This window comes from Meiothermus sp., from assembly GCF_025056915.1.
GTDB lineage: Bacteria > Deinococcota > Deinococci > Deinococcales > Thermaceae > Meiothermus.
The window spans coordinates 37,337-48,491 of sequence record NZ_JANWVH010000010.1; the positions used below are offsets into that span (position 1 = coordinate 37,337).

Consider the following 11,155-nt stretch of genomic DNA (forward strand, 5'->3'; position numbering starts at 1 on the left):
CCCTTTATGCAGACCGCTGCTTTGTCCATCCTGAACCACTATCTGCCCGGCCTGCCCCAGGTGGCCCGGGCTCTGCTCTTTGCCCAGGGCCAGGGCCCCCGGGTGTTGCTTTGCCCCCCGGAGCGGCTCAAGCTCTACGCCAACCTGGGGGCGCTGGGGGTTTCGGCTTATGTGAACCCTGGCCTGGAAGCCATCGGCGAGGCGCAGGTGGTGGTGATGAGCTACCCCGAGGCCCTTGCCCCTTTTCCCGCCCAGCCCGAAGCCTGGCGGCTGGTGCTGGAGGTGGGCCGGCGCTACCTGCGCGAAGACCTGCTCGAGCGCCTTTTCCGCATGGGCTACCTGCGCGAGGAGGACTACCGCGTGCAGGGGGATGTGCTGGAGCTCGAGGCCCCCGGCCCTGGCGCACCGCCGGTTCGCCTGGAGTTCTTTGGCGACGAGATCGATGGCCTCAAGGTGGCGGGCGAGTCCAGGTCGCGCTATGTCCTGACGGCCCGCGAGGGCAAGGCCGAGACCTGGGACTCCCACAAAATTCTGCACTTCCCCGGCACGCTCTTCCTAGATACCCCGGCCCTGGCCCCCGAGGCGCTCTGGCCCCTCATTTCGGGTCGGGAGCGGGTCGCTTTCGGCCTGGGCGGGCCCGAGCTGCCGCCTCTAAGCCTCTCCCTCCAGCCGCTTCCCCCCTACCGGGCCCGCCTCTCGAAGTTTGTGGAGGACGCACGGGCCTGGATGCAGGCCGGTTTTGCGGTGGTGTTTTTCTACCGGCATCCCAAAAGCCGCAGCTATCTCTTGAAGAAACTGCAAGAACCCGGGAACGCCCTGCCCCAGGACGCCCTTCGCTCCACCCCCCTCCTGAAGCCCCAGCCCGCGACCCTCAACCTGGTGCCCGCGCCCTTCGAGGGGGCCTTCTTAGACCCCGAGCAACGCACGGTATATCTGAGCGAAGCCCACCTGTACGCCTTTGGGGGGGCGGAGGTGCTTCGGCGGCGGGTGGTGGGGGGCGAGGTGGCCGACCCGGGGGGGCTCTCGGCGGGCGACTACCTGATTCACCCCGAGCACGGAATCGGGCAGTACCTGGGCCTGGAGACCCGCGAGGTGCTGGGGGCCAAGCGCGACTACCTGGTGCTGCGCTACGCCGGGGAGGGCCGGATGTACCTTCCGGTGGAGCAGCTCCCTTTGCTTAGGCGGCACCCCGGCACCACCGACGACCCCCCGGCCCTCTCGTCGCTGGGCAAGGGCGAGTGGAAGCGCACCCGGGAAAAAGCCCAGAAGGACGCCGAGGAGCTGGCCCAGCGGATGCTGGTGCTGCACGCCAAGCGCGAGGCCACGCCGGGCCGGGCTTTTGGCCCCCTGCCGGACTGGGACGCGCTGGTGGCGCAAAACTTCCCCTACGAGCTGACCCCCGACCAGCACAAGGCCCTGGAAGAAACCCTGCGCGACCTCGAGGCCCCCCGCCCCATGGAGCGCCTGATCTCGGGGGATGTGGGCTTCGGCAAGACCGAGGTGGCCCTCCGGGCTGCCTTCCGGGTGGTGGGGCACGGGGCGCAGGTGGCGGTGCTGGTGCCGACTACGCTTCTGGCCGAGCAGCACACCCAGACCTTCCGGGCCCGCCTGGAGGGCCTGCCGGTGCGGGTGGCGGGCCTCTCGCGCTTCACCTCCGAGAAAGAGGCGGGCGAGATTCTCGCTGCTCTGGCCTCGGGCCAGGTGGACATCGTCATCGGAACCCACCGCCTGCTCTCGCCCGACGTGCGCTTCAAAGACCTGGGCCTATTGGTGGTGGACGAGGAGCACCGCTTTGGGGTGGGCCAGAAGGAGCGCATCCGCGAGCTAAAAGAAGCCGTGGACACGCTCTTTCTGTCGGCCACCCCCATCCCCCGCACGCTTTACAGCGCCCTGGTGGGCCTGCGCGACCTAAGCAGCATCCAGACCCCCCCTCCGGGCCGCAAACCCATCCAGACCGTGCTCTCGCCCTACGACCCCGCCCTGGTGCGGCAGGGCATCATGGACGAGCTCGAGCGCGGCGGCAAGGCCTTTTACGTGCACGACCGGGTGGCCACCATTTTGGCCCGGCGCAAATACCTGGAAGCCCTGGTGCCCGAGGCCCGCATCGGGGTGGTGCACGGGCAGATGAACGAGACCGCGGTGGAGGAGACCATGCTGGCCTTTGCCGAGGGGGCCTTCGACGTGCTGCTGGCCACCACCATCATCGAGAGCGGGCTGGACATCCCCGAGGCCAACACCATCCTGGTGGAGCGGGCCGACAAGCTGGGCCTGGCGGCCCTCTACCAGCTGCGCGGGCGGGTAGGGCGCAGAAAAGAGGAAGCCTACGCTTACCTGTTTCACCCCCTGCGCCTGACGGAAGGGGCCGAACGCCGCCTGGCCGCCATCGCCGACCTCTCCGACTTAGGCTCGGGCCACCTGCTGGCCGAAAAAGACATGGAAATCCGCGGGGTGGGCAACCTTCTGGGGCCCGAGCAGCACGGCCATATTCGCGCAGTGAGCCTGGAAATCTACACCGAGCTTTTGTCGGAGGCCGTCCGCAAGCTCAAGGGGGAGAAGGTAGAGCCCCCGCGCCACGTCACCCTCGACCTACAGCTCTCGGCCCGCCTGACCCCCGAGTACATCCCCAGCCCCGCCGCCCGCAGCCGCTATTATGGCCGCCTGGCCGAGACCCGCAACCTGGCCCAGCTTTCGCGCATCGCCAGGGAACTCAAGGAGCGCTACGGCCCCGCGCCCGAGGAGGTGGAAAACTTCCTGGCCCTCAGCAAACTTCGGCTTCTGGCCGAGTCCAGAGGGGTGGTCTCCATCACCGAGGACATGCTCCACCTGCAAATGGCCTTCCAGACCCCCCGCCTCGACTACGACGCCAAAGCCCTGCGGGCCCTGCCCTTCCGGGTCGAGCCCACCCAGTACCCGCCGGGGTTTCGCATTCCCAAAAAGGGGCTGGCCCCTGGGGAATACGTTCAGGCCATCAGCGAGGTGCTGTATCTGGTGGATTAGCCGAGTCCGGCGCCCTCCAGAGCCGCAGGATTAGGGCCTGGATTCCTGGCCCGGATGTGCTTTGCCTGGGGCGGCAGATAGCCTTGCGCGGCCATCGGCTCGACTGGGGAGACTCGATTGGGCCTGCGAAGGGCCGGGTGTCAAGAAGGCTTTCGGCCTCGACGGCTGGCATAAGTCAAACCCTGGTTCCTTCGCTGCCCCAGCTCGAGTACGCATAAAAGCGGCCCCGCTCCCCCCGCAGGTAGTCCATCAGGGGCTCCAGGAGGGGGCGGTGCTCATCCAGCTTGACGGCGACCTCCTCGGCGTTGAAGAAGCGGGCCTCCACAATGTGCCCGTCGGGGTCTTTGGGGTTGAGCAGGCCTTCGTAATCGGCGCGGAAGGCCATGGCGATGGTGCGCTCGCCCTTGCGCGCGTCCTCGACCTGAATCACATAGGCCAGGTGTTGAATGCCCTTGACCCGGAGGCCCGTTTCTTCCTGTACTTCTCGCACGATGGCGGCCAGAATGGTCTCTCCGGCCTCGACGACGCCCCCCGGCAGCGTATAGCGCACCTTGCCCCGCCGGCTCCAGTCGTTGGCAACCAGCAAGACCCGCCCCTGCCGGTCCATCAGGATGGCCGCCGCTACCAATAGGTCACGCCGCAACCCATGCATATGGCCCGCCTTTCGCGTCCTAGGCGGACTTGGGTGCGCTGGAGAGGGCCTCGAGCTGGCGTTCCTGGTCGGCTTTGCGCAGGGCTTCGTGCAGCTTGGACAAATCGCCCGAGAGCACCCCTTCCAGGTCGTGGGTGGTAAAGCCAATGCGGTGGTCGGTCACGCGTGACTGGGGGAAGTTGTAGGTGCGGATTTTCTCCGAACGCTCCCCCGCGCCAATCTGGGCCAGGCGATCCTCGCGGCGGCGGGCGGCCTCCTCGGCCCGTTTAATTTCGAGCAGCCTCGAGCGCAGGATGGCCAGGGCTTTTTCCTTGTTCTTGATCTGGCTGCGCGACTCCATGCAGGAGACAATCATGCCGGTGGGCTTGTGCAAGACCTGCACCGCCGAGTCGGTGGTATTGACCCCCTGGCCCCCCGGCCCGGAGGCCCTGGAGACGGTAATTTCCAGGTCGGCAGGGTCGAGCTGCACGTCCACCTCCTCGGCCTCGGGCATCACCGCCACGGTGGCGGTGGAGGTGTGAATGCGGCCCTGGGTCTCGGTGGCGGGCACCCGCTGCACCCGGTGCACCCCGGCTTCGTACTTCAGGTAGCCATAGGCCCCCGGCCCGGTCACCTCAAAGGAGACCTTGGAGACCCCCCCCAGGTCGGTGAGCGAGGTGTCCAGCAGCTCCACCCGGTAGCCCCCTCGCCGGGCGTACTCCATAATCATGTCGCGCAGCTCGGCGGCAAAGAGGGCGGCCTCCTCCCCCCCGGTGCCGGCGCGAATCTCCACAATCACGTTCTTCTCGTCAATGGGGTCGCGGGGCAGGAGCAACAGCTCGAGCTCGGCCTCGAGGGCCTTCACCCTGGGTTCCAGGGTGGCGATGTCGGCCTGGGCCATCTCGCCCAACTCGGGGTCGAACTGCAACTCACGGGCCTCCTCGAGGTGGGCTAGGGTCTCTTTGTAGGCGCGGATGGTCTCCACCAGATGCCCCATCTCGGCATAGCGCTTGCTGATGCGCTGATACTCGGAGGGGTTGCCGAGCACTGCCGGGTCGGCGAGTTGGTGCTCGAGCATCTGGTACTCGGCTTCTAGGGCTTGGAGTTTCTCTAGCATACACGGTCACTGTTAACCAGAATAACCCGGATGCCGCGCGACTGATAGGTGATGCCCTACCAAGCGAAGGCTCGGCCCTTGCGAAAACCATGCTGGGCTTTCGACATTCAGCTTTTGGCTTCGTCTTTCGGCTTCAACCGGATGGGGCTTTGCTTGCTGGGGTCGCGGCCTGTTTTGTCGGCGTAAAAATGCCGGATTTGCTCAAAGTCGGCCTCAATCTGGCCGGTAGGGGTGAAATAGCCGCCAATGCCCACCTCTTTGCGGGGGTAGTCAATGTAGGCCAGCGCAATGGGTACTTTAGCTTCCAGGGCCATGTAGTAAAACCCAGTCTTCCAGTACGGGGCCCGGCTGCGGGTGCCTTCAGCCGCCACCACCACCCAGAGGTTGTCGTGCCGGTCAAAAATGCGGGCCACCTGCTTAACGAAATCGCCACCGGCTTTGGAGCGGTCGACCGGGATGCCCCCCAGCCAGCGCATCACCGCCCCCAGCACCGGGGGAAAAAGCTCCTTCTTGCCCACCCAGCGAAAGCGCGTGCCCGAGGCCATGCCCCACAAGAGCGCATAGAGAAAGTCCCAGTTGGAGGTGTGGGGGTAGCCCACCAGCACGAACTTGTTCCCTGGGGGTGGGGCCATCACCGCCGTCCAGCCCAGCCTTTGCAAGGCCCAAACCCCAAAACGCTGCCAGGGCGTCTGAGGGTGTATCGCATACGGATGTGCCATTGACTACTGGTATACCACACCGGGCGGAGTATCCTCTGGTATGAACCATGACCTGCGGGTTTTCTACGGCTGGGTGCGGCGCTCCCGAGAAATTCTTTTTGGCTACTGCGCTTCGCTGCCCCCGGAAATTTACCTCCGGGAGCACCCCGATTTTGCCTTTGGCAGCATCCGCAACCTGCACGCCCACGTGGCCGACTGCTACCTGTGGTGGGTGGGTACGGTGGGCCTGGGCCAACCCCCGACTGGCATCCGGGGGTCGGAGGTGCCCGATGTAGCTACCATGCGGGCGGTTTTTGCCCAAGCCGATGCGGTGGTAGAAGAGGCCCTGCAAACATTCAACCAACTTGACCGGGTATACGAGTGGACGCACCCGGTTCGGGGCTGGAAGGCTCGGGTGAGCCAGCGCTGGCTGCTGCTGCACCCCATCACCCACGAATTCCACCACAAGGGCCAGATTACGGCCCTGGGGCGGGTGCTGGGATACCCGGCGGTGCTGGGGCCAGGGGTGGACACCGACCTGGTCAATCCCGAGTTTTGACCAAGGCCTCGAGCATCCCCTGTGCCTCGCGCAGCCTGGCCTGTACCTCCTGTAGCTGCTGCTCGAGGCTTTCGGGCGGGGGGAGCCGGGTTTCTTGCAGATTTTTTCGCATCTCGTCCATGCTGTTGACCACGATGCCCACCAGCAGGTTCAGAAAAATTAGCGTGCCCAGCAGCACGAACGAGACCATGTACCCCACCGCCAGCAGGGGCTGAGCTGTTGGTTGGGTACACAGGGCGGGGTCCGGCAGCTCGAAGCGATTGCAGCCAAAATACTGGATGCGAAAAATTTCTACCCAACCCTCCAGGGTCAGGATGCTGAACAAAGTCAGCAGGGCGGTGTGCAGGTTGCCGAAGTGGAAGGGGTCGCCCTGGCCAAACAAAAACACCCCGGCCACGGCGTAGACATAAAGCAGCAGCACCATCAAGACCAGCACCCAGCCGATGGAGGGGATGCTCCGCAGCAAGGCGCCCAGAATAACCTGAAGGTCGGGCAGGGTGCGGATAAGCCGCAGCACGCGCAAGAGCCGCAGCAGGCGGGCCGCCACCGCATACGTTCCCAGCCCTGGCAGCAGGCTAAAGGCCACAATGGCGAAATCGAACACGTTCCAGCCGCTCTGAAAATAGCGCAGGGGCCGGGGCCAGAGGGCCGCCATGCGGAGCAGTACCTCGAGGGCAAAAACAGCCAGCACCAGTTGGTTGAGCAGGTGCAGGGTGGGGCCGTAGCGCTCCATCAGGGCCGGGTAGGTCTCGAGGCCCACCAGCACCGCCGCAAACAGGATGACGGCGGTCACGAAGCGATTGAACGGTTCCGATTCCACCAGACGGGCGAGGGTATTGGGTACAGAACGGCTCACACCTGAAGAGTATAGGCGGTTCGGTCTGGGGACGGTATTCAATACAGCGTCGCAAAGATGCTTGTACAGTTGCTTAGGGGCATCATTCAAGGGCTATATCAAGCCCCCTACTGTTCATCAACGAAAGCCCCTGTTGTTCCTCCCCTACAGCGTAGGGGAGGTCAGGTGGGGTTGCCGACCTGCACCTTTACGCTGCCTGCCATTTCAGGGCCCGACCAAACACCCTCCCCCACCCTCTCTACGTGGTAGGGAGGGGGCCCAGGAGCCATCGCACACGGAAAGCTGGAGGTGGATAAGCTTTTATACGACTGTGTATTCAACCTGGTCAGCCAACGCTTTTTTACTGTTTGACAACCTGTCGGATTCCGCAAAGCCTGGAGCCGAAATCCGGGAGCGCGGTCAGTGGCGGCTCGAGACCTGCGCCACCCGCAGGGGATGTTGTCAGTGCTGGTTTGGCTCTGGAAGGCCCTTCACCCCTGTCCCTGGTAGACCACCTCGGTCTTCCACCTGCCGGGCGGCTGGTCGTGCAGCTCCCAGAACTTTTCGGCGATCAGGTCGGGGTCGAAGGGGGTGTTGCGCCTGACCTGGCCCGCAATGGTCACGGTGGCCACATGGATGCCTTCGTGATAGAGCTCCTTGCTGAGCGCACCCACCAGGGCGCGCAGCGAGGCTTTGCCAATCGAGAGCGCGGCCAGCTCGGGCGCGGGGTTCAGGGCCAGGCCGCCTCCGGTAAAGAGGAGGGTGCCCTTGCGGCGCGAGAGCATGCCGGGGATCACCAGCTGGGCCGCCACCAGCGCTCCATAGAGGTTGACCTTGAGGGTGTCCTCGAGGGTCTCCGGGCTGAGTTCCGAAGCCCGGCCCCCTGCCGAGGCATAGGCGTTGTAGACCAGCACCTCGATGGGGCCGAGCTGCTTTTCGGTTTCCCTCACCGCTGAAATCAGCTGGGGGGTGCGGGTGATGTCGGCGGGGAAGCTTCTGACCATGCAGCCATCGAGCTCGAGGGCGCTGGCGTAGTTTTCCAGGCTGGCTACGCTGCGGGCAACCAGGCCCAGCCGATACCCTCCCCGCCCAAAGCGCCGGGCCACGCTGAGCCCGATGCCCCGCCCCATGCCCACCACCAGACACGCCTTCGGTTTCATACAACAAGCGCATGGTAACATCAAGGATGCTGTTTGTGGATTTGGGTAACGTTCTCCAGCCGACCCCGACCCTGCGCCCGAAGCCCCCTCACCCGGCAACCCCTGGTTGCTCTTTTGTGGGCTGTGCGGCAAGCTCGAGTCCAGAAAATACGGTATCGCCCCGCCCTCAAGCGACGGGCAGAGGGTAAATGGCCACGAACGAGGGCTTGGGCGGGCCGAGTCTGTGCCTGAAGCGAATGCGAGAGGAACTATGTACCGAGTGGTGATTGTGGGTCGCCCCAATGTGGGCAAGTCGAGCCTGTTCAACAAACTACTGGGATTGCGGACTGCACCCGAGAAATCTGCCAGGGCCGGGAGCCAGTTTGCGGTGGTGGCCGACGTACCGGGGGTCACCCGCGACCTCAAAGAAGGGGTGGTCGAGAGCGAGCAGGGCCGCTTCAAGCTGGTGGACACCGGGGGCCTGTGGTCGGGGGACGTGTGGGAAAAGAAAATCAAGCAAAAGGTGGAGCGGGCCATTCAGGACGCCGACCTGGTGCTGTTTGCAGTGGATGGCCGCAGCGATATTGCGACGGCAGACCTCGAGGTCGCCGACTTTCTGCGCCGCCAGGGCAAACCGGTGCTTTTGGTCGCCACCAAGATAGACGACCCCAAGCACCAGGCCTACCTGGGTGACTTTTACGCCCTGGGCTTTGGCGAGCCCGTCCCCACCAGTGCGGCCCACAGCCGGGGTTTCGACGAGCTTTTAGAGCGCATCTGGGCTTTGCTGCCGGTGCGCCAGGGCGAGAGCGAGCCGGAGGTGGTACCCATCCGCCTGGCCATTGTGGGCCGCCCCAACGCGGGCAAGTCCAGCCTGCTCAACGCCATTCTGGGCGAGGAGCGGGTGATTGTCTCGGAAATCCCCGGCACCACCCGCGACACCATTGACGTGGAGTTCGACTACGGGGGCAGCAAGTTCTTGCTGGTGGACACCGCCGGCATCCGCAAGCGCCCCGAAACGGGGGTCGAAGAGCAGGCCATTGGACGCGCCCACCAGGCCATTCTGGATGCCGACGTGGTGTTGCTGGTGGTAGACCCCAAGGAACTCGGCGACCACGAGCTCAAGCTGGCCAACGAGGCCCTGGACGCTGGCAAGCCGGTGATCGTGACCATCACCAAGTGGGACCTGATTCAAAGCAAGGAAGAAGCCAGGCGGGTGCGGGCCGACCTGGCCCTCAAACTGTCGCACATCCAGCACCTGCCCATCCTCTATGTTTCGTCCGTCACCAAGCAGAACCTGCACAAGCTCTTGTCGGAGGCAGCGCGGCTCTACGAGCTGGCTCGAGTGCGCTTCGAAACCGCCGAACTCAACCGATGGCTCTCGGTCTGGAGCACCCAGACCATGCTGCCCAACTTCAAGGGCAAGCCCCTCAAGCTCTTTTTCCTGACCCAGCCCGAGGTGGCCCCGCCCACCTTTGTCTTTTTTTGCAACTACCCCCAGTTCGTGACCCGGGCCTTCGAGGGCTTCTTAAGGAACCGCATCGGCGAGGACCTGGGCCTGCGCGAAATTCCCTTTCGGATGGTCTTTCGGGGCCGCCGGGGCGAGGCGGTCTAGCCGATTAGTACACAGTCTCAAAGAGACCCATGCACACCCAGAAATTCCAAAGAGTGATAGCCCTCGAGCCCCTCTCTACCGCGTAGGGAGGGTTGGGGAGGGCATCGGACAAGACCCCCAACCTGATGGTTGCGTCAAGGGCCAGGTCAGCGGCCCCACCTGGCCTCCCCTACGGCGTAGGGGAGAGCGAGTCCAGGCAAGGATTGACTTGATTCGCTCAGCGTGCGGCTGTGGTTGCACGGGCTTTTATGCGACACAGTACTTAGTTGCCCGCCGCCAGCAACTGCCCCGCAGTGTCCACAAACTCGACCCGCCCAAAGCGCCCCGGCACCTCCAGCATCACAAAAGGGCTGGTGAGGGCCTGGGTCAGAATGGCTCCTGGCGCCGGGCTGTTCAGGCGCAGCGTGACCCTGAGGGTACTGCCCGAAAGCTGGCTGCTCACATACTGCACGCTGTAGCCGCCGGTGGGTTTCTGGCCCCAGAAGAAGGCCACCACCCGGCTCAGGTTGAAGTCCACGGCTGGCGTGGCCGGCTGGGGAATCTGGTTGCCCGTAGCCAGGCGCCAGAGGGTCACCAGCTGGCTGGTGTTGCTGGCGAGGAAGGCCGCCGGGTTCGGGGCGGTGTAGGCGGACTGGCCGCCTTGTTGCAGGACGCGCGGGGTGGGGTTGGGGGTGGGGGGCATAAGGGTTAGCTCCGTCTCGAGGCCATACTGCACTGCTACAGCCGCCACCCGGCTTTGGCTGGGGGCTGGCTCAAAGCGGTTGGGTTCCAGGGGAGGCTCAATTTCGTACACCACCACCGGACGCCCCCCTCGGCGGCCCAGGATTTCCCGCAGCAAGGCCTCGTTTTCGGCTTCCGAGAGGGAGGCCAGCCGGGGGCTGCCAGGGCGGTTTTCAACCACCTGGGCCGCGTTGCCGGCAATGGCCCCGCCCAGCCGCGACCAGCCCCCATCGAACAGCCAAGCACTCTGCACGCTGCGGCTGGTTCGCACCACGAACTGCAAACCGGGGAAGGTGCGGGTGGTCTGGGCCACGCGGGGCAGGGCCGGGCTAATCTCCCGGTAGAGGGCCTCTCCCCCCACCAGCAGGGCGTCGGCCACGGCCAGGGGACTTGCCGAGACGCCCCGGGTCAGGGCCAGACTGCGTTCCCCCAGCCGCACGGCCTGGGGTTCTCCGTAAAAATACGTCCAGCGCTCGGTATTCTCGGCGAAGAGCACCTGAATCTCGCTTAGTTGATAAGGTTGCTGCCCCGGTTGGGGTACACAACCGGCCAGGATCAACATCGCTAGGCCCACCCATGGTTTCATGTCTCCATCTTAGCGGCTTTGGGTGAGCGAAGGGCCTTGGGTGAATCTTTGCTCAAAAGGTGGGGGGTGGGGTTGGGTTGGGATGAGAAGCGGGTAAAGGTACAGCGTGGAATCAGGGAGTGCAAACAGGTGCTTGCTGTGAAAGCTATTTTTTAGCGGAACGGCGTTTTTGAAGCACTACAAGTCAAGAGATTGAACTGTAGTGAAAAGTAGTGAAAAAAGGGCATAAACTTAGGCTGAAAGGATAGAATGCTCGGTCAA

The 11,155-nt window shown here is 64.5% G+C and carries 9 protein-coding genes; 3 read left to right on the forward strand and 6 right to left on the reverse strand.

The genetic code is table 11. The features are described from left to right. Positions 1 to 6 precede the first annotated feature (6 nt). On the forward strand, positions 7 to 2,997 hold the full coding sequence (mfd, locus tag NZN28_RS03150; protein ID WP_295395317.1) for a transcription-repair coupling factor: 2,991 nt from the start codon (positions 7 to 9) through the stop codon (positions 2,995 to 2,997). Between the two features lie 175 nt (positions 2,998 to 3,172). Here the strand turns inward: mfd and NZN28_RS03155 are convergent, their stop codons facing one another. From NZN28_RS03155 to NZN28_RS03165, 3 genes are all read right to left on the reverse strand, one after another. Next, complete coding sequence (locus NZN28_RS03155) at positions 3,173 to 3,640, reverse strand: NUDIX hydrolase (RefSeq protein WP_295395327.1); 468 nt, start codon at positions 3,638 to 3,640, stop codon at positions 3,173 to 3,175. A gap of 28 nt (positions 3,641 to 3,668) precedes the next feature. Then, a complete protein-coding gene (prfA, locus tag NZN28_RS03160; protein ID WP_295395318.1) occupies positions 3,669 to 4,745 on the reverse strand; it encodes a peptide chain release factor 1 in 1,077 nt (358 codons plus the stop codon). Positions 4,746 to 4,852: 107 nt separating this feature from the next. Continuing rightward, the gene (locus tag NZN28_RS03165; protein ID WP_295395319.1) at positions 4,853 to 5,464 is read right to left on the reverse strand and encodes a lysophospholipid acyltransferase family protein; all 612 of its coding nucleotides are present in this window, start codon (positions 5,462 to 5,464) and stop codon (positions 4,853 to 4,855) included. A 40-nt stretch (positions 5,465 to 5,504) separates the two neighbouring features. Between NZN28_RS03165 and NZN28_RS03170 the strand changes: the two genes are divergently transcribed. After that, on the forward strand, positions 5,505 to 6,002 hold the full coding sequence (locus NZN28_RS03170) for a DinB family protein (protein WP_295395320.1): 498 nt from the start codon (positions 5,505 to 5,507) through the stop codon (positions 6,000 to 6,002). On the opposite strand, the gene NZN28_RS03175 is transcribed toward NZN28_RS03170, so the two are convergent. Further along, the gene (locus NZN28_RS03175) at positions 5,986 to 6,858 is read right to left on the reverse strand and encodes an ion transporter (protein WP_295395321.1); all 873 of its coding nucleotides are present in this window, start codon (positions 6,856 to 6,858) and stop codon (positions 5,986 to 5,988) included. The genes NZN28_RS03170 and NZN28_RS03175 overlap by 17 nt on opposite strands. Positions 6,859 to 7,328: 470 nt before the next feature. Continuing rightward, entirely contained in the window at positions 7,329 to 7,997 is a 669-nt protein-coding gene (locus NZN28_RS03180) for an SDR family NAD(P)-dependent oxidoreductase (protein ID WP_295395322.1), read from the reverse strand. 250 nt (positions 7,998 to 8,247) lie between these two features. On the opposite strand from NZN28_RS03180, the gene der reads away from it, so the two are divergent. Beyond that, positions 8,248 to 9,588: a ribosome biogenesis GTPase Der gene (gene der, locus NZN28_RS03185; RefSeq protein WP_295395323.1), complete on the forward strand. Its 1,341-nt coding sequence runs from the start codon at positions 8,248 to 8,250 to the stop codon at positions 9,586 to 9,588. Positions 9,589 to 9,850: 262 nt separating this feature from the next. On the opposite strand, the gene NZN28_RS03190 is transcribed toward der, so the two are convergent. Further along, on the reverse strand, positions 9,851 to 10,894 hold the full coding sequence (locus tag NZN28_RS03190) for a protease complex subunit PrcB family protein (RefSeq protein ID WP_295395324.1): 1,044 nt from the start codon (positions 10,892 to 10,894) through the stop codon (positions 9,851 to 9,853). Between the last annotated feature and the right edge of the window lie 261 nt (positions 10,895 to 11,155).